This is a genomic window from Arthrobacter sp. UYCu512 (assembly GCF_040547075.1).
Classification (GTDB): domain Bacteria; phylum Actinomycetota; class Actinomycetes; order Actinomycetales; family Micrococcaceae; genus Arthrobacter.
Genome location: NZ_JBEPPA010000010.1, coordinates 120,002 through 146,943, shown reverse-complemented (window position 1 = coordinate 146,943; position 26,942 = coordinate 120,002). Strand labels below are relative to the sequence as shown.

The 26,942-nt window shown below is 66.6% G+C and carries 19 protein-coding genes; 10 read left to right on the top strand and 9 right to left on the bottom strand.

Translation table 11 applies throughout. The features are described 5' to 3' along the window. The first annotated feature begins 61 nt into the window (after positions 1-61). Together ABIB49_RS12480 and ABIB49_RS12475 are read left to right on the top strand one after the other, a co-directional pair. Entirely contained in the window at positions 62-2,581 is a 2,520-nt protein-coding gene (locus ABIB49_RS12480; protein WP_282359843.1) for a DNA gyrase/topoisomerase IV subunit A, read from the top strand. 49 nt (positions 2,582-2,630) lie between these two features. Beyond that, positions 2,631-3,149, top strand: coding sequence for a DinB family protein (locus tag ABIB49_RS12475; RefSeq protein WP_226773236.1), 519 nt, complete (start codon positions 2,631-2,633; stop codon positions 3,147-3,149). Between the two features lie 43 nt (positions 3,150-3,192). On the opposite strand, the gene ABIB49_RS12470 is transcribed toward ABIB49_RS12475, so the two are convergent. Genes ABIB49_RS12470 through ABIB49_RS12455 form a run of 4 tightly spaced genes read right to left on the bottom strand, consistent with a single transcriptional unit; the run spans position 3,193 to position 10,404 of the window. Beyond that, positions 3,193-4,185 carry a GNAT family N-acetyltransferase gene (locus ABIB49_RS12470; RefSeq protein WP_282359844.1) on the bottom strand — a complete coding sequence of 331 codons (993 nt, stop codon included), beginning with the start codon at positions 4,183-4,185 and terminating at the stop codon, positions 3,193-3,195. Between the two features lie 21 nt (positions 4,186-4,206). Further along, positions 4,207-7,722 carry a thiol reductant ABC exporter subunit CydD gene (gene cydD / locus ABIB49_RS12465; RefSeq protein ID WP_282359845.1) on the bottom strand — a complete coding sequence of 1,172 codons (3,516 nt, stop codon included), beginning with the start codon at positions 7,720-7,722 and terminating at the stop codon, positions 4,207-4,209. Positions 7,723-7,728: 6 nt separating this feature from the next. Next, positions 7,729-8,778 (bottom strand): cytochrome d ubiquinol oxidase subunit II, encoded by a 1,050-nt coding sequence (gene cydB / locus ABIB49_RS12460; protein WP_226773238.1) that lies wholly within the window; start codon positions 8,776-8,778, stop codon positions 7,729-7,731. 36 nt (positions 8,779-8,814) lie between these two features. Further along, positions 8,815-10,404 (bottom strand): cytochrome ubiquinol oxidase subunit I, encoded by a 1,590-nt coding sequence (locus ABIB49_RS12455; protein ID WP_226773239.1) that lies wholly within the window; start codon positions 10,402-10,404, stop codon positions 8,815-8,817. Positions 10,405-10,735: 331 nt separating this feature from the next. Between ABIB49_RS12455 and ABIB49_RS12450 the strand changes: the two genes are divergently transcribed. Both ABIB49_RS12450 and ABIB49_RS12445 read left to right on the top strand, forming a co-directional pair. Further along, positions 10,736-11,122, top strand: a complete 387-nt coding sequence (locus tag ABIB49_RS12450) for a BlaI/MecI/CopY family transcriptional regulator (protein ID WP_226773240.1) — start codon at positions 10,736-10,738, stop codon at positions 11,120-11,122. 6 nt (positions 11,123-11,128) lie between these two features. Continuing rightward, positions 11,129-12,118 carry a M56 family metallopeptidase gene (locus ABIB49_RS12445; protein ID WP_226773241.1) on the top strand — a complete coding sequence of 330 codons (990 nt, stop codon included), beginning with the start codon at positions 11,129-11,131 and terminating at the stop codon, positions 12,116-12,118. Between the two features lie 57 nt (positions 12,119-12,175). On the opposite strand, the gene ABIB49_RS12440 is transcribed toward ABIB49_RS12445, so the two are convergent. After that, positions 12,176-14,284, bottom strand: a complete 2,109-nt coding sequence (locus ABIB49_RS12440; protein WP_226773242.1) for a DNA gyrase/topoisomerase IV subunit B — start codon at positions 14,282-14,284, stop codon at positions 12,176-12,178. A gap of 237 nt (positions 14,285-14,521) precedes the next feature. Between ABIB49_RS12440 and ABIB49_RS12435 the strand changes: the two genes are divergently transcribed. Beyond that, the gene (locus ABIB49_RS12435; protein ID WP_160666415.1) at positions 14,522-14,743 is read left to right on the top strand and encodes a DUF7455 domain-containing protein; all 222 of its coding nucleotides are present in this window, start codon (positions 14,522-14,524) and stop codon (positions 14,741-14,743) included. 197 nt (positions 14,744-14,940) lie between these two features. Here the strand turns inward: ABIB49_RS12435 and ABIB49_RS12430 are convergent, their stop codons facing one another. The 4 genes from ABIB49_RS12430 to ABIB49_RS12415 all read right to left on the bottom strand — a co-directional run bounded on the left by ABIB49_RS12430 (position 14,941) and on the right by ABIB49_RS12415 (position 20,314). After that, positions 14,941-16,269: an RNA polymerase sigma factor gene (locus ABIB49_RS12430; RefSeq protein WP_226773243.1), complete on the bottom strand. Its 1,329-nt coding sequence runs from the start codon at positions 16,267-16,269 to the stop codon at positions 14,941-14,943. A gap of 327 nt (positions 16,270-16,596) precedes the next feature. Then, a complete protein-coding gene (locus ABIB49_RS12425; RefSeq protein WP_226773244.1) occupies positions 16,597-17,916 on the bottom strand; it encodes a DUF4192 family protein in 1,320 nt (439 codons plus the stop codon). A gap of 92 nt (positions 17,917-18,008) precedes the next feature. After that, a complete protein-coding gene (locus ABIB49_RS12420) occupies positions 18,009-19,340 on the bottom strand; it encodes an MFS transporter (RefSeq protein ID WP_226773245.1) in 1,332 nt (443 codons plus the stop codon). A 35-nt stretch (positions 19,341-19,375) separates the two neighbouring features. Then, positions 19,376-20,314, bottom strand: coding sequence for a proteasome assembly chaperone family protein (locus tag ABIB49_RS12415; RefSeq protein ID WP_282359848.1), 939 nt, complete (start codon positions 20,312-20,314; stop codon positions 19,376-19,378). A 292-nt stretch (positions 20,315-20,606) separates the two neighbouring features. Between ABIB49_RS12415 and ABIB49_RS12410 the strand changes: the two genes are divergently transcribed. The 5 genes from ABIB49_RS12410 (at position 20,607) to ABIB49_RS12390 (ending at position 26,885) form a co-directional block, all read left to right on the top strand. Then, a complete protein-coding gene (locus ABIB49_RS12410; RefSeq protein WP_282359849.1) occupies positions 20,607-22,133 on the top strand; it encodes a leucyl aminopeptidase in 1,527 nt (508 codons plus the stop codon). 257 nt (positions 22,134-22,390) lie between these two features. After that, positions 22,391-23,776 carry a dihydrolipoyl dehydrogenase gene (lpdA, locus tag ABIB49_RS12405; RefSeq protein WP_226773248.1) on the top strand — a complete coding sequence of 462 codons (1,386 nt, stop codon included), beginning with the start codon at positions 22,391-22,393 and terminating at the stop codon, positions 23,774-23,776. A gap of 126 nt (positions 23,777-23,902) precedes the next feature. Beyond that, positions 23,903-25,681 (top strand): 2-oxoglutarate dehydrogenase, E2 component, dihydrolipoamide succinyltransferase, encoded by a 1,779-nt coding sequence (gene sucB, locus ABIB49_RS12400; RefSeq protein WP_354157125.1) that lies wholly within the window; start codon positions 23,903-23,905, stop codon positions 25,679-25,681. 168 nt (positions 25,682-25,849) lie between these two features. Beyond that, positions 25,850-26,200: a hypothetical protein gene (locus ABIB49_RS12395; RefSeq protein ID WP_226773299.1), complete on the top strand. Its 351-nt coding sequence runs from the start codon at positions 25,850-25,852 to the stop codon at positions 26,198-26,200. Between the two features lie 256 nt (positions 26,201-26,456). Continuing rightward, a complete protein-coding gene (locus ABIB49_RS12390) occupies positions 26,457-26,885 on the top strand; it encodes an OsmC family protein (protein ID WP_226773300.1) in 429 nt (142 codons plus the stop codon). Positions 26,886-26,942: the final 57 nt, after the last annotated feature.

Below are 26,942 nucleotides of genomic sequence, written 5' to 3'. Positions count from 1 at the left end.
AGCCTAGTCATAAAGTTACGCAGCGCACGCTCAGCACCCCGCAGAAGGACCCACCAGCCTCATGGCCCGCCGCCAAAGCCCGTCCCCGGCAGGGGAAAGCAGCCAGGATTTCGTCGAGAACATCGTCGACATCGATGTCACCTCGGAGATGGAAGGATCGTTCCTCGAGTACGCCTATTCGGTGATTTACTCGCGGGCCCTTCCGGATGCCCGCGACGGGCTGAAACCTGTGCAGCGGCGCATCCTGTACATGATGAGCGAAATGGGCCTCCGGCCGGACCGCGGCCACGTCAAGAGCGCCCGCGTGGTGGGCGAGGTGATGGGTAAGCTTCACCCCCACGGTGACACCGCCATTTACGACGCGATGGTGCGCATGGCGCAGGACTTCTCGCTGCGGCTGCCGCTTATCGACGGCCACGGCAACTTCGGCTCGCTCGACGACGGACCCGCCGCACCCCGGTACACCGAGGCCCGGCTCGCGGCGGCGGCATTAACGCTGACCGACCACCTCGACGAGGACGTGGTGGACTTCGTCCCCAACTACGACAACCAGCTGACCCAGCCGGACGTGCTGCCGGCGGCGTTCCCGAATCTGCTGGTCAACGGCGCCACGGGCATCGCCGTCGGGATGGCCACGAACATGGCCCCGCACAACCTGGTCGAAGTGATTGCCGCCGCGCGGCACCTGATCGAGTACCCGGAGGCCACGCTCGAGGACATCATGAAGTTCGTCCCCGGCCCTGACCTGCCCACCGGCGGACGGATCGTGGGCCTGGACGGCATCCGCGACGCGTACGCGACCGGCCGCGGCTCCTTCAAGACCCGCGCCAAGGTGGAGGTCGAGCAGCTCTCGGCCCGCCGCACCGGTCTGGTGGTCACTGAACTGCCGTACATGGTGGGACCGGAAAAGGTGATCGAGAAGATCAAGGACGCCGTTAACGGCAAGAAGCTGACCGGTATCAGCGACATCGTGGACCTCACGGACCGCAAGCACGGCCTGCGCCTCGTGATCGAACTGAAGAACGGCTTTAACCCCGCTGCCGTGCTCCAACAGCTCTACCGCTACTCGCCGATGGAGGATTCCTTCGGCATCAACAACGTCACACTCGTCGACGGCCAGCCGCAGACCCTGGGCCTGCTGCAGTTGCTCTCCGTCTACGTGGAACACCGCATCAACGTGGTGCGCCGGCGAACCGCTTACCGGCTCGGCAAGAAGAAGGACCGCCTGCACCTGGTCGAGGGCCTCCTGATCGCCATCGTGGACATTGACGAGGTCATCCAGATCATCCGGTCCTCGGACGAGGCGGCCGCGGCCCGGACCCGGCTGATGTCCATCTACGATCTCTCGGAGATCCAGGCCAACTACATCCTGGAACTCCGGCTCCGGCAGCTGACCAAGTACTCCCGAATCGAGTTGGAGAAGGAACAGGACGAGTTGCGCCGCGAGATTGCCGAGCTCGAGGCCATCCTCGGCTCCAGCGAGCGGCTCCGCGGCTTGGTGTCCGCCGAGCTGGCAGAGATCGCGGAAAAATATGGAACACCCCGCCGCACCGTGCTGCTGGAATCCGAGGCCGTCTCCCCCACTGTCGCCGCGCTGGCCGCCGCGACGGGTACCCGGGGCAAGGCTGCGCCGCTGGCCCTCGAAATCCCGGATGACCCCTGCTGGGCGATCCTGACGGTGTCCGGGCAAATTGCGCGGACCACCAACCGGGACAGCCTCGCCGAATCGGGTCCGCGGACCAGGCACGATGTGTTCGCCTCAGTGGTGAAGTCCTCGGCGCGCGGCGAGATCGCCGCCGTCACCTCCCAGGGCCGTATGCTTCGGCTCCAGGTGATGGACATGCCGGTATTGCCGCCGACTTCCGGTACACCGAACATGGCCGGCGGCGTCCCGGCCAAGGACTTCATCACCCTGCTCAAGGGCGAGTCGCTTGTGGCGTTCGCGCCGCTGGATGAGGTGCTCGCCATCGGCACTGCCCAGGGCGTCGTGAAACGTGTCCAGCCCGACTACCCGCTGAACCGCGAGGACTGGGAAGCCATCGCGCTCAAGGACAAGGACACCGTGGTGGGGGTGGCTCCCGCCGGGTCCGACGACGTCGACCTCGTTTTTGTGACCCGGCAGTCCCAGCTGCTGCGCTTCGCCGCCTCCGCTGTCCGTCCGCAAGGCAGGACCGCCGGCGGCATGGCAGGGATCAAGCTGGCCGCCGGGGACCGGGTGATGTTCTTCGGCGCCGCGAGCCCGGACGACAGCGCCGCAGTTGTCGTGACCATCGCGGGCACGGAGGGGGCCCTGCCGGGCACGGCCCCTGGTGCCGCCAAGGTCACGGCGCTGGCCGAATACCCTGCCAAGGGCCGCGCCACCGCCGGGGTCCGGGCACACCGTTTCCTCAAGGGTGAGGACACCCTGCTCCTCGCGTGGGCAGGCCACGGCCCGGCAAAGGCCTCTTCGCTGGCCGGTGTGGCGCGTTCCCTTCCCGGTGAACACGGCCGCCGCGACGGGTCCGGCATTCCGCTCTCGCAGGCAATCGACGCGATCGGTCCGAGTATGTCCTGGCAGCCGGAACCCGGTGCGGATTCCTAAGCCGGCAACGGCGCATGCCGCGGCGGGACAATACGCTTAGACTGCTCCCATGCCTATCATCGCGGACAACAAGGACTGGACCTGGGTGCTGTCGCAGCCTTGTCCGGAATGCGGTTTCGACGTCACAGCAAGCACCCCGGCGACGGTGCCGGGGCAGCTGGCAAGCATGCTTCCCCGCTGGCGGGCGGCACTGCGTCGCCCGGAGGCGGCGGAACGCCCGGACGTAAACACTTGGTCGGTGCTGGAGTACGCCTGCCATGTCCGGGACGTCTTCAGCCTGTTCGATTACCGGCTGGATCTGATGGTCAGCGGCGAGGACGCCCGGTTCGCAGATTGGGACCAGGACCTCACCGCCGTCGAGAAGGACTATGCCAGCGCCGATCCGGCCAAGGTCAGCGCGGAACTTACCGCTGAGGGCGAGCAGATCGCGGCGTCCTTCGGCCGGGTCCCGGAGGACCAGTGGGACCGCAAGGGCACCCGGAGCAACGGCTCGGAGTTCACCGTCCTGACGTTCTCGCAGTACTTCCTGCACGACGTGATCCACCATCTCCACGATGTGGATGCCTAACCCGCCGACAGCTGGCTGGTGAACTACCAGCGGGTCCGGGCCGCTACAGTTCCTTGTCCCAGGCCATGCTGCGGCTGACGGCCACATAGCCCATCTTGGTATAGAGGGCCAAGGCACCGGTCGGGTTCTCCGAGTCGACGTCGAGGGAGGCCTGGTCCATCCCGGCCGCGGCGAAACGGCGCATCGCGTCGGTCAGCAGGGCTTGTGCCACGCCGCGGCCGCGGAACTCCCGCCGGACGCCCAGCAGGTCCGTGTAACCCTCCGTGTAGCCCCTGGACCCAGCGATGGCAGCGTCATGGCTGGCGAGCTGGTAGCCGGCGACCCTCCCGGTGGCCCGTTCCAGCACCACAGCGCTGAGATCCGGCCGGGCCAGCGGGTCGTTCAGCACAAAGCCCCACGCCTCATGGTCCCGGGGCTCGCTGCCCCAGTGGTCCTGGAATGCTTCATTGTGCGCAAGCCGCACCGGCTCGTGCAGCTCGGGGCCAAAGGTCACCAGCTCCAAGGCGGCGTCAAGCACAACCTCGGGGACGCCATCCTTTAGCGGGCGGTGCATCTCGTTAAAGTAGCGGACAATCCGGTAGCCGGCGGCCTGGAACAGCGCCGCCTGGTGCGTGTGCTGCTCTTCCGCCTGGAGCCGCAGCTTGGGCCTGGCTCCCGGCATTGCGTCCACGGCAAAACGCTGCCGGGTCACGGATTCCATCCAGCCCAGCAACCCGGTGCCGATCCCGGTTCCCTGCCATCCGGGATCGACGGCGCCGTAGCCGATCGCCTTCTCGCCTTCCGGGTTCTTGGTGATCCGGCCGTAAGCCCGGGCCACGCCCTCCCCGTCGATGCCGAGGATGGTATTTGCGGCAGCAGGATTCATTGTCGAGGCGAGGACCTGTTCCAGGTCCGCACGGCGTTCGAACCAGGCCGGCTGTTCGACGCCGGCGGTCCGGGCGATCAGCGCGGCCCAGCCATCCAGGTCCGCGGGCCGGCCGGCCCGCCACTGCAGGCGGTGGTCCAGGCTGGTTCGGGGATCGGCGTGTCCGTGCATGGCAACAGGTTAACCTGCGGTCTACCCCCGCGCCAGCGACGGCGTTGGCGCCCCGGAACGCGGCTCATGGCCGGCGGCCGCGTGGTCCAGATCCAGGCGGGTGTCCGCATCGGCAATATCCGCCGGGTTGTGAGTCACCAGCACTACTGTGCGGTCCCGCAGGCCGCGCCGGAGCTGCGCCAGCATCAGCCGGCCGGACTCCGCGTCAAGGTGCGCCGTGGGTTCGTCCAGCAGGATGATATCCGCCCCGGTCAGGAGCGTGCGGGCAACGGCCAGCCGCTGCCGTTCGCCGCCGCTGAGGAACGCACCCCCGGGCCCGATCCGTGTGTCCAATCCGTGCTCCAGCCGCCCGATCAGCGGAGCGAGGCCCACGTCAGCCAGGGCAGCGCGCAGCAGCTCTTCCTGTCCCCGGCGCCGGTCTTCCGGGAGCCCGAGGAGCAGGTTGCCGCGGATGGTCGAGTCGAACAGATGCGCCTCCTGCGGGCACCACGCCGCCCGCCCACCCAACAGGACGTGGCCGCCTGCTGCCGGCAGGAAACCCAGGATCACGGCAAGCAGGGTGGATTTTCCGGAGCCGGAAGCCCCGGTCACAGACAGCCAGCGGCCGGGTTCGGCCGTGGCCGTGAGCGCAGTGAAGACCGGCAGCCCGCCGGGCCAGGCGGCGGCAAGGTCCTGGAGTTCGATGCCCGGCCGGCCGCCTGCCCTGGCCCCGACCGGCACCAGCCCGCCGGAAGTCTTTGCGTCGTGGTCATCGAGGACGCCCGCTTCGCCGATTCGCTCAAGCACGGCCCGCAACGCCGGGTACTGCCGGACGGCCGTTGTGATTCCCGCGTAGGGCTCCACCAGCGCGAGTTGGAGCAGTACAACGACGGCGGCAGTGGAGGCTGCGACGGCACCGCTGAGGACCGAGGGAGCCGCCAGCACCGCGCTGGCGAGGGCTGCGCTTCCGCAAGCCAGCACGGTCAGGCCCTGCCCGAGCCCCTCGGCCCAGGCCGAGCGCTGGGAAGCAGCAGTCGCCGCGCCGTCGGCGCCGGTGATGGCGTCGAGCACGGGTGCGCATACGCCGTTGGCGTGGAGCTCGGCGCGGGCATCGAGGGCCGCCGCCACTTGGCGGAGGACCCCGGAGCGGAGGCTTTGTTCGGTGCCGGCGGACATCCGGTCCGCGGCCAGGGCCAGCGCCGGGGCTGCCACCAGGCTTAGCAGGGCGGCGGCAATCACGGCCGGGAGCGCTGCCGGCACCAGCAGCGCGATGCCGGTAACGGCGGCGGCAGCGACGGCCAGGGCCGTCAGCGGCGGCAGGACCACACGGGGCAGGAGCTCACGTATCGTGTCGACGTCGTCCACCACGGTACCCAGGACGTTGCCGCCCTGCAGCAGCCGGCGCAGCGAGAGGGCGCGCCGGCTCAGCGATTCCCAGAGCCGGCCGCGGAGCCGTGTCAGGGCAGCAAAGACAGCATCGTGCAACAGCAGGCGTTCAAGGTACCGCAGCGCCGCCCGGCCGATGCCGAAGAAACGTACACCCACGATTGCGGTGAGCAGGTACAAGATGGGCGGCTGCTCGCTGGCGCGAATGATCAGCCAGCCGGAGAGCCCGGAGAGTGCGACGGCAAAGAGTGCGGCAAGGGTGCCGACAGCACCGGCCGCGGCGAACGCGAACTGGACCGGTGCGAGCAGCCGGCGGAGCCGCGCCGCCGTCGAACCGTGGCCGGCCGGCGCTCCAAGCGCGCCCCGGTGTTCCGGGCCCTCACCCATTCCCGGCTCCGCAGGCACGGGCCCGGACAGCTGCACTCCGGACAGCTGCACATTGGACGGCCGGGATGCGGCGGCAGGGGAAACGGCCGCCGCGGCGGCCGCCGCCACCGAGCTGCCGGCACCGATTGCCGGCGCTGCACCGATTGCCGGCGCTCGCCCGGGGGCCACCGCCACCAGCTCATCGGCAAGCTCCCGGGTCGCCTGGTCGTGAGCCACCAACACGATGGTGACCTTTCCCCGCAGCCCGGCAACGGCGCGGCTGACCGCTGTTGCTGAGGCACGGTCCAGGTGTGCCGTAGGTTCATCGAGCAGCAGCACCGTAGCGCCCGCTTCCACTCGGGCCAGGCCGCGCGCCAGTGCGACGCGGCGCAGCTCCCCCGGGCTGAGTTCGGCCGGGTGTTTCGCGGCGAGGTGCTCCGCGGCGCAGGCACGCAGGCAACGCAGGGCCGTGGCCGCGCCGGCGCCGGACGCGGCTCCGTCCGGTGCGGCGCCCAGATAGAGCCGCACCTCGTCCAGCACTGTCGGTGCAACCATCACGGGATGCTGCGGTACCCAGGCCAGGTCGGCCGGGGTGAATCCTTCTAACCGACCGGTGACGGTGGTTTTTCCGCCGGTGCCGATGGTGCCGGCCAGGACGCCGAGTACTGTGCTCTTGCCGGCACCGCTGGCTCCGTCGAGGGCGGTGATCCGGCCCGCGCCGGCGGTGAAGCTGAGCGGTCCGACGGCGGAGTCCAGGCTGCCTCGGTAGCTGACGACCAGCCCGACCACTGCCACGGCAGGGGGGCCGGCGGCCGGGCCTGCCGTGCCGGCAACCGCGGCAGCGGATGGCGGGACGGGGCGAAGCGGCGTGGATTCGGGTGCCTCGAGGACTGCGGTGGTTTCGGCGAGCGCGGCGCGGCCGTCGTCACTGGCGTGGTGGGCAGTGCCCAGTTCCCGCAACGGCAGGTAACAGTCAGGGGCGAGGATCAGGGCCAGCAGCCCGGCTTCCAGTGCCATGTCACCGTGCACCAGCCGGACGCCGATAAAGACCGCGACGACGGCCACAGAGATGGTGGCGATGAGCTCCAGCGCGAGCGCGGACAGGAAGGCGGTCCGCAACGTCCCCATGGTCCGCCGTCGATACTCCTCCGAGAGGTCCTCAAGGGCCTTGCGCTGGGCAGTGGCGCGGCCGAGCCCAACGAGCACGGGCAGGCCCTTGGCGAGTTCCAGCATGTGGCCGGAGAGCCGCGACAGCGCCGACCGGGCTTCCCGGACGCGCTCATCGGTGTACCGGCCGATCAGGACCATAAACACCGGCACCAGCGGGACGGTCAGCACAATCACAACGGCACTGATCCAGTCGGCGAACAGAATGCGGGCTCCCAGCAGCAGCGGGAGCGCAGCGCAGTTCACCAGGGCCGGGAGGTACTGGGTGTAGTAGCTGTCCAAGGCATCCAGTCCCCTGGTCGCGAGAATGGCAAGGCCGCCGTCGGCGGGCCCGGCGGACCGGGTGCCGCTGCGCAGCGCACGCGCCAGCAGCTGCGAACGCAGTTCCTCCTTCACACCCAGTGCAGCGCGGCGCGACGCTGCCGCCTGCGCCCAGACGGTCAGGGAGCGCAGCACCACCCCGGCAACCCCCCAGTACAGCTGAGCGTTCCAGGCCGGGTCGCCGGCCATCAGGCCGGCCAGCATGGATGCCACCGCCTGGCCGACCAGCACGAGGGACAAGGCCTTCAGGGCCGCGAGCAGGCCCAGCAGGTACAGGGCTGTGCGGTTGGCGCGCCCCCGGGGGAACTGCGGTCTCATCAGGTGCTAGTCCTTGGGTGCCAGTGCTTTGGCTGCGATAGCCGGGAGGAAGCTGTGGGCCGCCGGGATGTGCGCGTCGCTTACCCGGCGCCGGAACACCCAGTACGTCCATGCCTGGTAGGCGAGCACCAGCGGCAGCCCGATGCAGGCGACGACGGTCATCAGCCCCAGGGTGTAGTCCGAGGAGGAGGCATTTGAGATTGTCAGGTTGAAGTCCGGGTTCAGCGTGGACGGCAGTACCACGGGAAAGGCTGCGCCAAAGATTGATGCGCTGCCCAGCAGCAGGAAGGCGCCCAGCGACACAAACGCCCGTCCCTCGGCACCCTTGCGGGCAAAGGTCCAGGCCAGGACTGCTGCCACCACTGCGGCAACGACGGCCAGCACGGTCCAGATCTCGCCGCTGAGCAGCTGCAGGCTCACGGCCCAGCCCGCGATCGGAAGCAGCAGCACGGGCAGCAGCCGGACGAACCACCGGCGGGCGCGGTGCCGGATCTCGCCGTCGGTCTTCAAGGCCAGGAAGGCGAGCCCGTGGAGCAGGGAGAAGCCGACGACGGCAAGCCCGCCGAGCACGGCGTAGGCACTGAACCACGCGAAGGGGCCGCCTTCACGGTCGCCGTTGGCGTTCAACGGGAGTCCGGTGGTGGTCAGTGCGAGGGCGGCTCCTACGCCGAAGGCCGCCACAAGGGAGCCGAGCGAGATGGCCCAGTCCCAGCGGGCACGCCATCGCGGGTCGTCCACCTTGCCGCGGTATTCAAAGGCCACGGCGCGGAAGATAAGGGCCACCAGGACCAGCAGCAGCGGCAGGTAGAGGGCGGAGAACAAGGAGGCGTACCAGAACGGGAAGGCCGCGAAGGTAGCACCCCCGGCCGTCAGCAGCCAGACCTCGTTGCCGTCCCAGACCGGTCCGACGGTGTTGAGCAAGACGCGGCGTTCGGTATTGTTCCGGGCGAAGCCCTTCATCAGCATGCCGACGCCGAGGTCAAAGCCTTCGAGAAAGAGATAGCCCGTCCACAGCACCGCGATGGCGATGAACCAGATGGTGGGAAGCAGTTCCATGCTGAGTATCCTCTGCGTTTCTTGGGGAGCGAAGGCTTAGTAGGCGAAAGCCAGGACGTCGTCGGCATCCCCGGGCGTGCCCGGGCCGCCCGGCGCCGAGTCATGGTCATCGGGAACGTGGGCGAGCTCGGGCATGGCCGAGACCACCCCGCCCCGGATATACGTGACCAGCAGCTTGACTTCCACCACCAGCAACACCGCGTACACGGCGGTCAGCACCACAAGCGAGGTCAGGAGCTCACCGGCAGAGACGCCCGGTGAGACGGCCGCGGCCGTGAACATAAAGACCTGGTCGATCCCGCTGGGATCCGGGTTGGGGGCGACAACAAAAGGCTGGCGGCCCATTTCGGTGAAGATCCAGCCGGCGGCGTTGGCCCCGAATGGTGCCAGGATCCCGAACACGGCAAGCCGCATCAGGCCGCGGGAGGCGGGCACTGTCCCTTTGCGGGTGATCCACAGTGCAGCGAGGGCGGCCAGGGCCGCCGCTCCGCCGAAACCGATCATCATCCGGAAGCCCCAGTAGGTAACCTCCATGACCGGAACGTACTGGATCTCCTGGCCGGCGCGGTCCCCATAGATCGGGTTGTCCGGCAAATTGGTCCCGTAGTCGGCCTTGTACTGGTCAAGCAGGCTGTTTACGCCCTTGACCTCGGTGGTGAAGTCCCCCTTGGCGAGGAAGGACAGGATTCCGGGGACCTCGATCACGGCGACTACGTCATCGCAGTTTTTGGAGCCGACGTTTCCGACGCTGAGGATGGAGAACCCGGTGCCGTCGTGGCAGGCCGCCTCGGCGGCGGCCATCTTCATGGGCTGCTGCTCGAACATCAGCTTCCCCTGCAGATCTCCGGTGATGGCGGTGCCGGCGAAGGAAATCATGGCGACGACGGCGCCGATCCGCAATGAACGGATCCAGACGGCGTGGTCGGTGCGGTCCCGGCCGGGGATGGCGGCCTCGCCGGGAATCACCCTTCCATCGGCATCGACGGCGTCGATCCCATCGTGGCGGCGGCGCCACAAGTGGTACCAGGCGATGCCCAGCAGGAAAGCCCCGGCGACGGCCAGGGCGCCGAAGAGGGTGTGCGGGACAGCAACCAGGGCGGTGTTGTTGGTAAAGACCGCCCAGGCGTCGGTCATCACCGGACGGCCGTTGATCATCTCCACGCCGACCGGGTGCTGCATCCAACTGTTCGCCACGATGATGAAATAGGCGGAGAAGACCGATCCGATCACGGCGATCCAGAGGCAGGCAAGGTGCACGGCGGGCTTGAGTTGCTTCCAGCCAAAGATCCACAGGCCCAGGAACGTCGATTCCACAAAAAACGCCAGCAGGGCTTCGAGGGCCAGCGGTGCGCCGAAAACGTCGCCCACAAAGCGGCTGTACTCACTCCACGCCATGCCGAACTGGAATTCCTGCACAATGCCGGTGGCGACGCCCATGATGAAGTTGATCAGGAAGAGCTTGCCCCAGAACTTGGTCATCCGGAGGTACTCCGGTTTGCCGGTCCGGTGCCACATCGTCTGGATCACGGCGACCACAAGGCCCAGCCCGATCGTCAGCGGCACCATCATAAAGTGGTAGACAGTGGTGATTCCGAATTGCCAGCGTGCGATTTCCAAAGCGTCCAAGGCAGTCCCTAACTGTGCTGAGCGGGCAACTTCTACATGATGTAGAAAACTTCTTCTACAAAGTGTAGAACAAATCATCAGCTCGCTGCACCCAGCGTTGCACGCCACGGAACGAGCCGCAATGGCGCCTGAGCACGGGAAACGCCGCGCCTGCGGTGTCCCCGGCTGCGCCGGATGGCCCCTGATCGACTCCGGCCTGCGACACGCCCGGCCGAAGTCTTCTACCTCATGTAGAAACTATCCGCAAAACACGGTAAATTTAAGACCACAGCATTGATGGAACGCCCTGCAGGCTGGATCGCCGCAGCGGCACTGACAAAGGACGTACGGAATGGCTAGTCTCGGTGAACTGGAACGGGCAGTGATGGACCTGCTCTGGGCGGGCCACGAGGCTGCCACAGCAAACACCCTGCGGGATCTGCTGGCACAAAGCACACGCGCCGAAAACGGCGCCAGGGGGCACGAGGGCAAGGATCTGGCCGTTACGACGGTTCTGACAGTACTTTCCCGGCTGGAGCGCAAGGGCCTTGTCGAGCGGGAACGCGGCACCCGTCCGCACCGCTACCAGGCCGTCTCCAGCCGCGAGGACCACACCGCTGAGCTGATGCACGAGGTTCTGGGGTCCGCGCCGGACCGCGAGGCCGTGCTCGCCAGGTTTATTGGTTCGGTCACGGACACCGAGGCAGAAACGCTGCGCAAGCTGCTGGGGCTCAGCTAGCGCCCGATGTTCTGGACCTCATGGTTTCTGGCGGTCCTTGCGATAGTGCTGGCCTGGCCGGTGCCTATCCTGCTCTCGCACGCCCAGTGGCCGGCGCGCTCCCCGTTCACGGCCATGCTGCTCTGGCAGACCATCGCACTGGCGGGCGGCCTGTCGATGATCGGAGCCATGCTGGTTTACGGGCTGGAGCCGGTCGGAGACAATCTATTGGCCGGCCTGAGGGCTCTGGCCCGGATCGTCTTCAACAACGCGCCGACAACGGCGTTGGGGTTTTGGCACATTTTTGCGCTCTCGGCAGCGGCCCTGCTCTCGGCGCACCTTGTGTTCACGCTGCTGCTGACCTACTACAAAATCCAGCGCCAGCGGCGCCGGCACCGCGAACTGCTGGAGTTGCTGGCCTCACCTTCCGTTGACGGTCCGCGGACCATGGTGATCAATGTCGACTCCCCCGTTGCGTATTGCCTGCCGGGCGGGGCCCGCTCGGTCACCGTCCTCTCCGACGGATTGATGGCGGCTTTGGAGCCGGCGGAGTTGCGTGCGGTCCTGAACCACGAGAACGCCCATCTGGACCAGCGCCACCACCTGCTGCTCTGGGCCTTTGCGGCCTGGCGGCAGGCCCTTCCCTGGCTGCCTACCACCCGCCTGGCGCAGGAAGCGGTCAGTTCCCTGATCGAGATGCTTGCCGACGACGTCGCGCTGAAGACCGAGAGCAGGGCGACCCTGATCAAGGCCATCGCGATTGTGGCCAGCGGGTCACCCGGCGCCGCAGGCGGCCGGTTGGCTTTTAGCGAACCGGAGCTCTCCGACGTCGAAACCGGGCAGCCCGGTGCCACCGGAGGCGCCGGTTCCGCCCGGGCAACGGCGTCCCGAGTCAGCCGGTTGCTTGCGCCGCAGCCGCCCCTGCCGCAACCGCTGCGGGCCGGCGTCCTGGCAATCTGCCTGGTGCTGCTGACGGCGCCGACAGCGTTGCTGATTGTCCCCGGCCTGCTGGGCTGACCACCGCGGTTGACCGTGGCCGCTCCGCCGCCGGGCTGTTGTACGCCTGCAGGGGCGTCAGGCGTCGATGCGCTCCCGGTCCAGGCTCGCAGCGCCGGCAATGATGAAGTCCTTACGGGGCGCGACGTCGGATCCCATCAGCAGGTCGAAGGTTTCCTCAGCGTGCTTGGCGTTCTCGATTCCCACCTTGCGCAGGGTGCGGTGCCGCGGGTCCATAGTGGTCTCCGCCAACTGCTCCGCGTCCATCTCGCCCAGGCCCTTGTACCGCTGGATCGGCTCCTTGTAGCGTTTGCCTTCCTTGGCGAGCCGGGCCAGCAGGGAATGCAGCTCGGCTTCGGAGTAGGTGTAGATCATCTCGTTCGCCTTCTGGCCGGCGTTGATGACCTCCACCCGGTGCAGCGGCGGGACGGCGGCGAACACGCGGCCCTCATCGATCATCGGGCGCATGTAGCGGAAGAACAGGGTCAGCAGGAGGGTCCGGATGTGCGCACCGTCGACGTCGGCGTCGGTCATCAGAATGACCTTGCCATAGCGGGCGGCGCTGATGTCGAAGCTGCGGCCGGAGCCTGCACCGACCACCTGGATGAGGGCCGCGCATTCGGCGTTGGAGAGCATATCACCCACCGAGGCCTTTTGAACGTTGAGGATCTTGCCGCGGATGGGGAGCAGCGCCTGGAAGTCGGAGGACCTGGCCAGCTTGGCGGTTCCGAGTGCCGAATCGCCTTCCACGATAAAGAGCTCGGAACGTGCGACGTCGTCCGTGCGGCAGTCCGCCAGCTTGGTGGGCATGGAGGAGGTTTCCAGGGCGTTCTTGCGGCGCTGGGTTTCCTTGTGCACCCGCGCGGAGATCCGCGATTTCATCTCGCTGACGACTTTTTCCAGCAGCAGCGCTGACTGGGCCTTGTCATTGCGCTGGGACGAGGTGAGCTTGGCGTTGATCTCCTGCTCCACGACTTTGGCGACGATCGCGCGCACGGCGGAGGTGCCCAGGATCTCCTTGGTCTGGCCCTCGAACTGCGGCTCTGCCAGCCTGACCGTCAGGACGGCGGTTAGACCGGCGAAAATGTCGTCCTTCTCGATCTTGTCGTTGCCGGCCTTAAGCTTCCGGGCGTTGGATTCTACGGCCTTCCGGAAGGTTTTGAGCAGCGCCTGCTCGAAGCCCGACTGGTGGGTGCCGCCCTTGGGTGTGGAGATGATGTTGACGAAAGTGCGCACGGTACTGTCGTAACCGATGCCCCACCGGAGGGCGACATCGACTTCGCAGTCCCGTTCGACCTCGGTGAGCTGACTATGGCCCTTCTCATCAATGACCGGGACCGTTTCCTTGAATTTGCCGGCACCGTGCAGCCGCCAGACGTCGGTGACGGCGGGGTCCGCGGCGAGGAATTCGACGAATTCGGAGAGGCCGCCGTCGTGGTGGAAGACTTCCTCATGTGCGCCGGACTCCCCCGGGGTGCCGGGGACTTTGCGCTCGTCCCGGACGGTGAGCTTGAGCCCGGGGACCAGGAAGGACGTCTGGCGGGCGCGGTCCGCAAGTTCGTCGTAGGAGAATTTGGCGTCCGGGGTGAAGATCTGCCGGTCCGCCCAGTAGCGGATCCGGGTGCCCGTGACGCCGCGCTTGGCTTTGCCCACAACGTCCAGGACGGAGCCATCAAGGAATGGCGCGAAGACGGACGCCGGATCGAGCCTGCTGCCGTTGTCTTTAAAGCGGCCCGGCTCACCCCGGCGGAAGGACATCTTGTAGGTCTTGCCGCCGCGGTCGACTTCCACGTCCAGCCGGGACGAAAGGGCATTTACCACTGACGCGCCGACGCCGTGCAATCCGCCGGACGCGGTGTAGGACCCGCCGCCGAATTTTCCGCCGGCGTGCAGCTTGGTAAACACAACTTCAACGCCACTGAGTCCGGTCTTCGGTTCGATATCCACCGGCACGCCGCGTCCGTCGTCGTGGATCTCCACGGAGTTGTCCGCGTGCAGGATGATTTTGATGTCGTGGCCGAAGCCGGCAAGTGCCTCGTCGACGGAGTTGTCGATGATTTCCCACAGGCAGTGCATCAATCCGCGGGAGTCTGTCGAACCGATATACATGCCGGGGCGCTTTCGAACCGCTTCCAGGCCCTCCAGCACGGACAAATGCCTGGCGGTGTAGTCAGAACTTGGTGCCACGGGGCGGGGACTCCTTCAGGGACGGGACCGTCGCCGTCGGACGGGCAAAGCTGTTAGACGCTCTTGCTAGCCTAGCCGGAGTGCCCTCCGCCGGCGTGCTGCCACTCCCAACAGCCCGAAGCTCCGACGGGCGTTACCGAGACGTGATACGCGTACAGCGAAAGTGTGCCATCCAAGCCATGGATTCGCTGCGAATGCTGGTTATATAGGTATACCGATCTACCAAGGAGGCCGAACATGACAACAGCAGTTGCGGACCGCACACTGAGCACCGTTGACCGGTGCGATCGTTGCGGAGCACAGGCATATGTCCGGGTTGTTCTCGGCGCCTCCGGGGGTGAGCTGCTTTTCTGCGGCCACCACGCCCGCGCCGTGGAGCCGACGCTACGGCCGCTCAGCTCAGACTGGCACGATGAGACCGGCCGCCTTCACGAGAAGCCGCCGGTCCCCGTCGACTAGACCAGCACCCGGTCGACTAGACCAGCAAGAAATGGCCCCTCCGGATTCGGAGGGGCCATTTTGGTCTTAGCGTTCGTCGCGGCAGAGACCACCACGCGCTCAACGACCACTAAGCTTAACGATCAACGCGGAGCCGCGTCCGGCCCCATCCTGGTGGATGCCGGGCCGGGTGCGACTCCGCGTTGCTGCGTTTGTCCTTAGTCCAGGTAGTCCCGGAGGACCTGGGACCGGGACGGGTGCCGTAGCTTGGACATCGTCTTGGATTCAATCTGTCGGATCCGCTCACGCGTGACGCCGTAGACCTTTCCGATCTCGTCTAAAGTCTTCGGCTGTCCGTCGGTGAGGCCAAAGCGCATCGCCACCACACCGGCCTCGCGCTCGGAGAGGGTGTCCAGTACCGAGTGGAGCTGTTCCTGCAGGAGGGTGAAGCTGACCGCGTCGGCGGGGACGACTGCCTCGGAGTCCTCGATGAGGTCCCCGAATTCCGAATCGCCGTCTTCGCCCAGCGGTGTGTGCAGGGAGATCGGCTCGCGGCCGTACTTCTGGACTTCAACAACCTTCTCGGGTGTCATGTCCAGTTCCAGGGCCAGCTCTTCCGGAGTTGGTTCGCGGCCGAGGTCCTGCAGCATCTGGCGCTGCACGCGGGCCAGTTTGTTGATGACTTCCACCATGTGCACCGGGATGCGGATGGTGCGGGCCTGGTCGGCCATGGCCCGGGTAATCGCCTGGCGGATCCACCAGGTGGCGTAGGTGGAGAACTTAAAGCCCTTGGTGTAGTCGAACTTCTCGACTGCGCGGATCAAGCCCAGGTTGCCTTCCTGGATCAGGTCCAGAAACAGCATGCCGCGGCCGGTGTAGCGTTTGGCCAGCGATACCACGAGGCGGAGGTTTGCCTCCAGCAGGTGGTTCTTGGCCCGCTTGCCGTCGTGGATGACGAATTCGAACTCGCGCTTGAGTTTCGGATCCATGCTTCCGTCGTCGGCGTTGATCTTTTCCTCGGCAAAGAGGCCAGCCTCGATGCGCAGGGCCAGGTCGACTTCCTGCTCGGCGTTCAGCAGGGCGACCTTGCCGATCTGCTTCAGGTAGTCCTTAACGGGGTCGGCGGTGGCGCCGGCAGACATAACCTGCTGCACGGGTGCGTCGTCGTCGTCGGCGTCGGAGTAGACAAAGCCGGAGCCGGTAGCGGCTGCTGCCTTGGCCGGGATCTCCTCGCCGTCTTCACCGATCTCAACGGCCTCGACCGCGGCGTCGTCGAGGTCTACCTCGGCGTCCTCATCATCGTCGCCGTTCGCGGCTTTGCCGGCGGCTTGGGCCGCGGCCTTAGCGCCGGGCTTGGGCCCGCGCTTTTTGGGCTCAGGCTTGGCGACTGCCGACTCGGTGCTGTCGCCATCGGCCGAGGCGGCGTCTTTGACAGCCTTGTTGGCGGCGCGGGTGGCGGCGCGCTTGGCGCTCGTCGCCGCCTTCTTCTCCTCGGGAGACAATACGGCCTGGTCGGCGGGTTCCTTCTTCGCGGAAGACGGGGTCACAGAAAACCTTTCTAGCGGCGGTCTGTGGAATCACCATACGGGCAACACCACTATGACCCTGTCAAGTCCGTGTTTGACATCAGATGCGATCACGTCCAGCAGAGCCACTGAGTAGAACTCCTGGAGCGACCGTAATGTTCCCTGTTTCCAAGGTCCATAACGAGCACCTAATACACGGACCCAACCGGGTCTCGGCAACCATTGTCTCACGAATTTCGAAATCGGCACGGACCCGCAGGGCACCCGGAATGGTTTTCTGCCGCCGGTACCGTGCCACTGTCACAGCCGGAGCCTCGGTTTCGCCCCGGTGCCCGGTACCGGCGGGCCTCAGGTGCCGTCCGGCGCGAAACGCTGCCAGGCTGTCTCCCGTCGTCCCGCCCAGCCACACAGCGTTCCGCGGCGGACAAGTTCCGCCAGTAGTTCCGCCAGGCGGTATCCGGGATGTTCCTCGGTGGCCCGGCTGAAAAGCGCATCGGCAAAGGACCCTTTGCCTCGGCACCATTCAATCCAGCCCTGCCCGGTGAGTGCGGCGGCGGCGGCTTCGCCTCCGCCCGCAGCCAGCTGCTCCAGGACCCGGTCCAGGCCTGCCATCGCGGCCCAGTCGGGCAGCTGGGGTGCCAGCCCAAGGAGGATCTCGCCGTAGCCTGGCAGCTCCTGCAGTTGCTGCGCGGGACGCTCACGGCCGGCTCCCCCGCCGCGGCTTTCCTGGTCCGGCCGCTGTCCACCGTCGGGTTCCGGCCTCCGGCTTTGTCGTTCGCCGGGAAAGCCTTCCAGCGGTGGCAAGGGCGCCGGCGCCCGCGTCGCACACAGGGTTGCCGGCGGAGAGCAGGCCGCCGCGGCCGCAAAAACACCGAAGTCCTCGGCACCGCGTTCCGCGGCCGCCTGCCCTGCCGCCGCCATTACCAGCACCGCGTCACGCCAGGACGGAACGCACAGGGAGGCGCGGAGGTAGCCGGTGAGCCCCGCCGCGAGTGTGGGCCCGGGCGCCGGGGCGGCTATCACCTGCGTCCACACTGCCAGGACCTGGCTGAACTGGAGCTTGTCCCGGGTGCGGGCGGCGAACTGCCGCGCCCAGCCACGCTGGGCTTCCAGCACCGCAGGGTCAGGCGCGCCCGTCCGCGACCGGGATGAGGTGGTGCCGGGCGCCGGGCCGACGGTACTGCCGCGGAAGACCATCTCGGCGTTAAGCCGGCTGTTCCTGATTTCCTCCACGGGACGTCCCGGTGGTGCGCAGCACAACGGGTCGAGGCAGTAGGCGTTGCGCCAGTAACCGGAACCGACCAGCCAGGCATCCCGTACCGGCATTCCGGCGCCGGCCAGCGCGTCCTCCAGTTCAGCCAGCAGCGGAGCCCACCGCGCGCCGTCGCCGTCCGTTTCGGTAAAGAACGCAAGCAGCGAGCCGTCCGCCGCGTCGTCGGCCGCCAGGTAGGACGCCACGGTCCGGGCAAAGGCCACCGGGCGGACAGGGCCGGACCTGCCGGGGCCGCCGGCGCTCCCGGGGAGGTCTACCCGCAGCGTTGCTCCGAGCCTTTTGCCCTGCATTGTTATGGCGACGAGGCTGTGGGCTGGCCAGTAGCCAAGGGAATGCGGGATAAACCCGAGGATGTCCTCCGGGCCGGATATTTTCAGGTCATCGGGTGCTTTCATCCAACCAGCCTCGCGGTACGCGCGGTCCCGCGTTAGTGGCGCCTGCCCGTATGTGGACAACCCGCACGGGCGAACCGCGCAGCTGCTGGCGGTCAGGGTGTGCGGCGACGCTCCGCGCTGAGCCTGCGCTGCTCGGCGAGTGCCCGCAGCAGCGGCCGGACCACAACGCCCTGTGCCGCCATCTGCCTGCGCACCTTGCGGCGGATGATCACAATGGCGCCTGCCCCGCCTGCCAGCAGCAGGAACTGCACGCTCAAGGCGATCCGGAAGGGATCGAGCCCGTACAGCTCGCCGCGGGAGAATCCGGTCGCGTACAGGACGTCAAGGATCAAGCCAATCAAGTAGATCGCAATCAGGGAGGCGATAAAGCCGCCCACATTCACGATCCCGGTGGCGGTGCCGATCCGGTGCGCCGGGTTGAACGTGCGGGCGAAGTCGAAGCCAATCATGGAACCGGGGCCGCCGATGGCGAGTACCACCACCAGTCCGGCCAGCAGCCACAACGGGGAGCGCCCCGGGATCAGCAGCACAGCTGCCCAAGCCGCAGCAGTGGCCGCGGAAATCAGCAGCACCATGGTGGACCGCCGCAGCGGGTGGCGGGCAACGAAGCTGCCCATCACCGGTCCGGCGGCGATGGCCGCTGCCACGTAGAGGGTCAGCAGCGCCGACACTGTCGGGGTTTCCAGGCCCTGGGCAGAGATCAGGAACGGGTAGCCCCAGGTCATGGCGAAGACGGTACCGCTGAACTGGACGGTGAAGTGGCTCCAGAGGCCCAACCGGGTGCCGGGCTGCCGCCACGCGTGCGACAGGCTGACCCCCGTGGCGCGCAGGCCCTGGCTCGGCTGCGGTGCGGGGTGCCCGGGTGGCAGGTCCTGAAGCAGGACCAGCACAAGCACCGTGGCGAGTGCTGACATGGACGCCAGCGTCAGGAATGCGGGGGTCCAGCCGGCGAGGTGCAGGATCATAGCGAACGGCACCACACTGAACAGCTGGCCAAGCTGGCCTGACATTCCGGTCAGCTGGGTGAGCAGCGGGACGCGGGTGGGCGGAAACCAGATCGGGATCAACCGGATCACCGAGATGAACGTCATCGCGTCCCCGGCGCCGACCAGTACCCGGCCCAGCACCCCTCCCGGGATGTTCTCGGCAAACGCCAACTGAAGCTGGCCGAGCCCCATCAGGACTGCGCCGCCGGCGATCATGGCCCGCGACCCGAAGCGGTCCACAAGAATGCCAACAGGTATCTGCAGGACTGCGTAGACGAGCAGCTGCAGCACGGTGAAAAAGGAAATTTCGGCAGCGCTGGCATGGAAGCGCTCGGTCGCTTCCAGCCCCACAACGCCGAAGGAGGTGCGCTGGCTGACCGCCACGAGGTACGCGAAGACACCAACGATCCAGATCAGCCAAGCGCGGGGTGAGGTCACTCCTCCATTATGCCCAGTCGACGGAGAAATCGTATTTATTCTCCGGGTTCTTTACGGGCCAGGTAGGCCTCAACGGCGGCGCCAAGGGCATCTGCGTTGGGCAGCTGGTCATTCTCGTCGGCGAGCAGGGAACGCCGTACGGTACCTTCGGCATTCTCGTCATAGCGGGTCTCGAGCCGGGACACCACCTGCTGCACCTCCGTGGAAGCGTCAATCTGCTGGGCGATCTGGCGTCCGACTTCGCGCCCGGCTTCCCGAAGCCGGTCAGCCGGCAGCATCAGCGAGGTGGCCGCCCCCAGGTATTCGAGTCCGGCGACGGCGGCCGTGGGGTATTCGGCTTCGGCGAGGTAGTGCGGGACGTGCATCACGTAGCCGGCGACGTTGCGCCCGGCTTCCGTCAGCCGAAGTTCCAGGAGGTGGCCGATGGCGGCCGGCACCTCGACGGTGGGCTTCCACACCGAGATGCCCTCGATGAGCTCCGGCCGGTTGCCGTGCACCGTGACGCCGACCGGCCGGGTGTGGGGTACGGGCATGGGAATGGAATGGATCCAGGTGACGAGGTTGACATCAAGCGCCTCGACGATGCCAATGACGGCCCGTGCAAACCGCTCCCATTGCAGGTCAGGCTCGAATCCGGCAAGGAACAGGAATGGGCTGCCCAGCCCGTCGACCAGCCGATAGAGGGCAAGGCGCGGCGCCTGATAGTCCTGCAGGTGGTCCTCGACGAAGCTGATCTGCGGGCGGCGGCTCCGGTAGTCCATCAGTTGGTCGGCGTCGAATTCGGCGACAATGCCGGAATCCAGGGTGTCCAGCAGTTCCCCGGTGATCTGGCTGACGACGTGACCCGCATCGGCAAATCCGGTGAAGCCCATCACGAGGTTCAGTCCGCGCAGTTCCGGGCTGTGGAACAGCGCGTCATCACGCAGATAAAGCGATTCGGGGTCCAGCAGGGAGCCAGAGATCCGTTCAAACACGGCATGTTCCTTTCCTCTTAGTCTGTGGGAGCGGCCGGACACGCCAAGAGGGCGTCGGCGCTGTTATCCGGTACAACACGCCGTGGCACGTACTCATTCCTGTCCGCGGTGTGCCGCAGCTCTCATTCAATTGAACACCCGCGCCGGGGAGAGACTACGATCGGAGCTGGCCTTATGACGGCTTGGCGACACCCGGGTTACGTCGCAAACCGACAACGGCCAGGTTCCATGGCAGGACGGAAGAACATGCGGTTCCTGCCCACAAAAACTCAAAGAATTGAGGACTGTCCTCGTGGTCAAGAATAGTGAAGTCAAACTTAGTGCGGTTGCAGGGGACCTGAAGAAGTCCCCCAGCGATGCCCTGGTAATCGGAGTGGGGCAGGGCGCCGACGGTCCCGTCCTGCTGAGCAACCCCCTGACCGCCAAGGCCGCCGAAGCCCTCGCGGACTCACTGAGTGTTCTTGGCATCACCGGCGCAGCGGACCAGGCCCACCGCCTCCCGGGCCTGGGCGAGGCAGGGGCGAAAGTCCTCGTGCTCGCCGGCGTCGGAAAAGTGTCCGCATCGCAGCCGCTCACCGAGGAAGCCCTCCGCCGCGCCGCCGGCTCGGCGGTCCGCCAACTGGCGGGACTCGGCACGGTCACAGTGGCGTTTCCGACGACCTCGCTCGGCGATGTTGCCGCCGTCGCCGAGGGCGCAGCGATGGGCGCCTACTCCTTCACCGAATACCGTTCATCCACGGACGGCCTGAACGAACCGGTGAAAAACGTTCTGATAGCCACGGATTTTGCGGCCGACAAGGGTCTCAAGACGGTCCTGGAACGCGCGGCCCTGATCGGCAAGGCCGTCAACGCGACCCGCTCGCTGGTTAACCAGCCGCCGAGCCACCTCTTCCCCGAGTCCTTTGCGGAAGCAGCCAAGGATCTGTCCAAGGGCCTGCCGGTCAAGGTGACCGTCTGGGACGAGAAGCGCCTGGAAAAGGACGGGTTCGGCGGAATCCTCGGCGTCGGCAAGGGCTCCACCCGGCAGCCCCGCCTGGTCAAGGTCGAATACTCCCCCGCCAGGGCCACCGCCAAAATCGCCCTCGTGGGCAAGGGCATTACCTTTGACACCGGCGGAATCTCACTCAAGCCGCACCTTGGCATGGGTGATATGAAGTCCGACATGGCGGGCGCCGCCGTCGTACTGAACACCGTCCTGGCCATCGCGGGCCTGGGCCTGCCGGTCAAGGCCACCGCCTGGCTCTGCATCGCGGAGAACATGCCCTCCGGCGCTGCGCAGCGTCCCGCCGACGTCCTGACCATCTTCGGCGGCAAGACCGTCGAAGTCCTGAACACCGATGCCGAGGGCCGCCTGGTCATGGCGGACGGCATCGTCGCCGCCAGCCAGGAATACCCGGATGCCATCATCGATGTCGCCACACTCACCGGGGCGCAGCTCATCGCCCTCGGGGACCGCACCGCCGGCGTGATGGGCTCCGAGTCCGTCACCGGCGCGCTCAAGACCGCAGCTGACCGCGCCGGCGAGCTCGTCTGGCCGATGCCGCTTCCCGAAGAACTGCGCCCCAGCCTCGAGTCACAGGTCGCCGACATTGCCAACATCGGCGAACGCCACGGCGGCATGATGACCGCGGCCGTGTTCCTGCGCGAATTCGTGGGCAAGGGCAAGGACGGCGAGCAGATCCCGTGGGCCCACATCGACATCGCCGGGCCGTCCTTCAACAACGGCAGCCCCTACGGCTATAACCACAAACAGGGCACCGGCTCTACCGTGCGCACCCTGGTGGCCTACGTCGAGGACATCCTCGCCAAGTCCAGCTAGGCACCGGACGCAGCGCCGGGCGGGCACACGCCCTGGTGAGCAGGGCGTGGCGCCCCGCTCACCAGGGCGCGTGAGTCTGGACACAAGCCCTCCACAAACGCCATGGCAAGGTGGAGCATGTATAAGTGGTTCGCTAAGGTGAACTGCGGTAGTCACAAATGAAAGGGAACGGCCCCGCTGGCATAATCGCAGCAGGGACATTCCAAGACCAGATGATGCGTACTCCCGTGTCATCGTTCACGCGAGGGAGCGTTTTAGTGGCCGATCAGGCAACTGCGCAAGAATTCGACATCCTGGTACTCGGCGGCGGCAGCGGCGGCTACGCCACTGCCCTGCGTGCCGTTCAGCTCGGCCTTACCGTTGGCCTGATCGAAAAGGGCAAGCTCGGCGGGACCTGCCTGCACAACGGCTGTATCCCCACCAAGGCCCTGCTGCACTCCGCGGAACTGGCAGACCACGCCCGCGATTCGGCAAAGTACGGCGTCAACGTCACGCTCGACAGCATCGACATCACAGCTGTGAACGCCTACAAGGACGGCATCATCGCGGGCAAGTACAAGGGCCTGCAGGGTCTGATCAAGTCCAAGAAGGCCATCACCGTCATCGAAGGCGAGGGCAAGCTCCAGGGCACCGACACCGTCGTGGTGAACGGGACCGCCTACAAGGGCAAGAACATCGTCCTCGCGACCGGGTCCTACTCCCGTTCCCTGCCGGGGCTGGAAATCGGCGGCAAGGTAATCACCTCCGACGAAGCCCTCACCATGGACTACATCCCTAAGAGCGCGATCATTCTGGGCGGCGGCGTGATCGGCGTCGAGTTCGCTTCCGTCTGGAAGTCCTTCGGCGTCGACGTCACCATCATCGAAGGCCTGCCCTCGCTGGTTCCCAACGAGGACGCCACGATCGTCAAGGCCTTCGAGCGTGCCTTCAAGAAGCGCGGCATCAAGTTCTCCACCGGGACCTTCTTCCAGGGCGTCGAGCAGAACGACGACGGCGTGAAGGTCACCCTCGTGGACGGCAAGACCTTCGAGGCGGACCTTATGCTCGTGGCCGTCGGACGCGGCCCCGTCACGGCCAACCTCGGCTACGAGGAAGCCGGGCTGAACATCGACCGCGGCTTTGTTATCACCAACGAGCGCCTGCACACCGGTGTCGGCAACGTCTATGCCGTCGGTGACATTGTCCCGGGCGTGCAGCTGGCGCACCGCGGCTACCAGCAGGGCATTTTTGTTGCCGAGGAAATCGCCGGCCTGAAGCCGGTAGTCGTCGAGGACGTCAACATCCCCAAGGTCACCTACTCCGAGCCGGAAATCGCGACTGTCGGCTACACCGAGAAGGCCGCAAAGGCCAAGTTCGGTGACGACCAGGTCCAGATCCAGGAATACAACCTCGCCGGCAACGGCAAGAGCTCCATCCTGGGCACCAGCGGACTAGTGAAGCTGGTCCGCCAGAAGGACGGCCCCGTCGTCGGCGTTCACATGATCGGCTCCCGCATGGGCGAGCAGATCGGCGAGGCCCAGCTGATCGTGAACTGGGAAGCTTACCCGGAGGACGTGGCCCAGCTGGTCCACGCCCACCCGACCCAGAACGAGGCCCTGGGCGAAGCCCACCTGGCTCTGGCCGGCAAGCCCCTGCACGGCTGACAGTTCCGCCCGCATCACCGCAAGAACCTCGGGCGAAGTGCACCCGGCACAAAATGCCGGGTGCACTAAGCTCGACCAAGGCAGCAATCATCCGCACTAAAGATCAATAAGGAGAACGGGGACGACATGTCTGAATCCGTTAACTTGCCCGCCCTCGGTGAGAGTGTCACCGAAGGAACCGTCACCCGCTGGCTCAAGCAGGTAGGTGACCGGGTGGAGGTGGACGAGCCGCTGCTCGAGGTTTCCACCGACAAAGTAGACACCGAGATCCCCTCTCCGATCGCCGGCGTGATCGAGGAAATCCTCGTCGCCGAGGACGAGACCGCCGAAGTCGGCGCACCGCTCGTGCGCATCGGCGACGGTTCCGGTTCGTCGGGTTCGGGCGAAGCGCCCGCCGCGGCCCCCGCCGATGAAGCCCCGGCCCCCGCCGCGGCCCCCGAGTCCCCCGCGGCAGCCGAAGCGCCGGCCCCCGAGGCTGAAGCACCCGCCGCGGCCCCCGCTCCCGACGGCGAAGGCCACGAAGTCACCCTTCCCGCCCTGGGCGAGAGCGTCACCGAAGGCACCGTGACCCGCTGGCTCAAGAGCATCGGCGACGCAGTGGAGGTCGACGAACCGCTGCTGGAAGTTTCCACTGACAAGGTCGATACCGAGATCCCGTCACCAGTGGCCGGCGTCCTGCAGGAAATCCGTGTCGCCGAGGACGAAACGGCCGAGGTCGGTTCCGTCCTGGCCGTGATCGGCTCCGCTGCAACAGCCCCGGCAGCGGCCGCTCCGCAGGCCGCCGAAGCGCCGAAGCAGGAAGCTCCCAAGGAAGCCGCACCGGCTGCGGCACCCAAGCAGGAAGCGCCCAAGCAGGAAGCTCCCAAGCAGGAAGCGCCCAAGCAGGAAGCTCCCAAGCAGGAAGCACCGGCTGCCGCACCCAAGCAGGAAGCACCCAAGCAGGAAGCTCCCAAGCAGGAAGCACCGGCTGCCTCATCCGCGGAGTCCGGCTACGTCACCCCGCTCGTCCGCAAGCTGGCCAACCAGCACGGCGTGGACATCTCGGCGTTGACCGGGACCGGCGTCGGCGGCCGCATCCGCAAGCAGGACGTGCTGGCGGCAGCAGAAGCCAAGTCAACGCCGGCCCTGGCCCCGGCCCCCGCCGCCGCTCCGGCGGCACGCCCGTCGGCCGAACTGTCCTCGCTGCGCGGCACCGTGCAGAAGGCACCGCGCATCCGCCAGGTCATTGCCCGCCGCATGCGTGAGTCGCTGGATATCTCCACTCAGCTGACCCAGGTCCACGAAGTGGATATGACCAAGGTCGCCAAGCTGCGCACCAAGGCCAAAAACTCCTTCCAGGCCCAGAACGGCTCCAAGCTGACCTTCCTGCCCTTCATCGCCAAGGCTGTCGCCGAGGCCCTGAAGCAGCACCCGAAGGTCAACGCCTCCTATGACGAGGACAAGCAGGAGATTACCTACCACAACGCCGAGCACCTGGCGATTGCAGTAGACACGGACAAGGGCCTGCTGGTTCCGGTGATTGCCGACGCCGGCAACCTGAACCTTGCCGGCCTGGCCGGCAAAATCGCCGACGTCGCGGATCGCACCCGCAACGGCAAGATCGGCCCGGACGAACTCTCCGGCGGGACCTTCAGCATCACCAACATCGGTTCCGTGGGCGCCCTGTTTGACACTCCGATCATCAACCAACCGCAGGTAGCCATCCTGGGCACCGGCGCGATCGTCAAGCGGGCCGTTGTGGTCTCCGATGCGAACGGCGATGATTCGCTGGCCATCCGCTCGATGATGTACCTCTCGCTGACGTACGACCACCGACTGGTGGACGGCGCTGACGCGGGGCGCTTCCTGCAGACGCTCAAGGCACGTCTTGAAGAAGGCGCCTTCGAAGCGGACCTGGGTCTTTAGCAGCCACCAGGCCTAAGGCCACCAACGGCGACGGCGGTGCGGGCAGCGATGGGAAACCACCGCTCCCCTGCGCCGCCGTCGCCGTCTTCGATTCCACCGCCGGCCGCGCGGCGCTCCGGCGGATGGGCCTTACTACACTCGGTAGAATCCTCTGGCTACACTGGTCCCATGAATATCGTTTATAACATCATGGTCTTCCTGCACATCATTGGCGCGGCCATGATCGTTGGTATCTGGATCGGCCAGATGAAAAAACCCACGGTACATCCCCGCCAGTTCGACGGCGCACTCCTGCAGCTGGTCACGGGCATCGTGATGCTGGGCCTGATCCCGGCCCTGGACATGGACGCAAACTACTTCAAGCTCGGCATCAAGTTCGCCATTGCCCTCGCCGTGGGCGTCCTGGCCTTTATGGGCAGGCGCCAGTACAAAAAGGGCGAACAGGTCAGCAAGGGACTCGCCCACGGCGTCGGCGGTCTTGCGCTGCTTAACGTGGCCATTGCCACCCTCTGGCAGTAGGCAGTAGGCAGTAGGCAACTTACGCCACGACGGCGACGGACCCGCAAGGGTGCGTCGCCGTCCTCGTTAACCCACTCCTCAGCGGGGCACCCCTCGTGGGACGCTGGACGCGCCGGGCCCATTACCCCCAAATGCGGTCACAATCCTCTGAGAGCGGACACCGGTGCGTCGTCAGCGCCGACTCCCTAGGATGGGAGACGGCACAATCCGGCTCTTCGCCGGTTCTGTGGGAAAAGAACAATCTGGAGGAGTGGACATGGCAGCAACACGCACCGCACACACTGTATGGAACGGCGACTTGATGACCGGCGCCGGCAACACAACGCTGGACAGCTCCGGTCTTGGCAACTTCGACGTCACCTGGAAGGCGCGCGCGGAGGCCTCCGAGGGCAAGACAAGCCCGGAAGAGCTCATCGCCGCAGCCCATTCAGCCTGTTTCTCCATGGCCTTCAGCCTCGCCGTCGCGCAGGCCGGCCACACACCGGAGGAAGTCAACACCAAGGCGGATGTCACGTTTGTCCCCGGGACCGGGATCACAGGCAGCCATCTGACCCTCAGCGCCCGGATCCCCGGCATCTCCGAGGACGAGTTCCAGCGCCTTGCCGAGGACGCCAAGACCGGTTGCCCCGTCTCGGCCGCCCTTACCGGCATCAAGATCACCCTGGACGCCAGCCTGGCCTCCTAGCACGAACAACGGCGAAGGCCCCCGTTCCCCAGCCAGGGAAACGGGGGCCTTCGCCGT

Bases quoted from the DNA above. Each gene is read 5' to 3' on its own strand.
- sucB (WP_354157125.1), top strand. From the start codon at position 23,903: ATGTCTGAATCCGTTAACTTGCCCGCCCTCGGTGAGAGTGTCACCGAA.
- ABIB49_RS12450 (WP_226773240.1), top strand. From the start codon at position 10,736: ATGGCTAGTCTCGGTGAACTGGAACGGGCAGTGATGGACCTGCTCTGG.
- ABIB49_RS12470 (WP_282359844.1), bottom strand. From the start codon at position 4,185: ATGCACGGACACGCCGATCCCCGAACCAGCCTGGACCACCGCCTGCAG.
- ABIB49_RS12390 (WP_226773300.1), top strand. From the start codon at position 26,457: ATGGCAGCAACACGCACCGCACACACTGTATGGAACGGCGACTTGATG.
- ABIB49_RS12425 (WP_226773244.1), bottom strand. From the start codon at position 17,916: ATGAAAGCACCCGATGACCTGAAAATATCCGGCCCGGAGGACATCCTC.
- cydB (WP_226773238.1), bottom strand. From the start codon at position 8,778: ATGGAACTGCTTCCCACCATCTGGTTCATCGCCATCGCGGTGCTGTGG.
- ABIB49_RS12480 (WP_282359843.1), top strand. From the start codon at position 62: ATGGCCCGCCGCCAAAGCCCGTCCCCGGCAGGGGAAAGCAGCCAGGAT.
- ABIB49_RS12435 (WP_160666415.1), top strand. From the start codon at position 14,522: ATGACAACAGCAGTTGCGGACCGCACACTGAGCACCGTTGACCGGTGC.
- ABIB49_RS12475 (WP_226773236.1), top strand. From the start codon at position 2,631: ATGCCTATCATCGCGGACAACAAGGACTGGACCTGGGTGCTGTCGCAG.
- cydD (WP_282359845.1), bottom strand. From the start codon at position 7,722: ATGAGACCGCAGTTCCCCCGGGGGCGCGCCAACCGCACAGCCCTGTAC.
- ABIB49_RS12445 (WP_226773241.1), top strand. From the start codon at position 11,129: ATGTTCTGGACCTCATGGTTTCTGGCGGTCCTTGCGATAGTGCTGGCC.
- ABIB49_RS12395 (WP_226773299.1), top strand. From the start codon at position 25,850: ATGAATATCGTTTATAACATCATGGTCTTCCTGCACATCATTGGCGCG.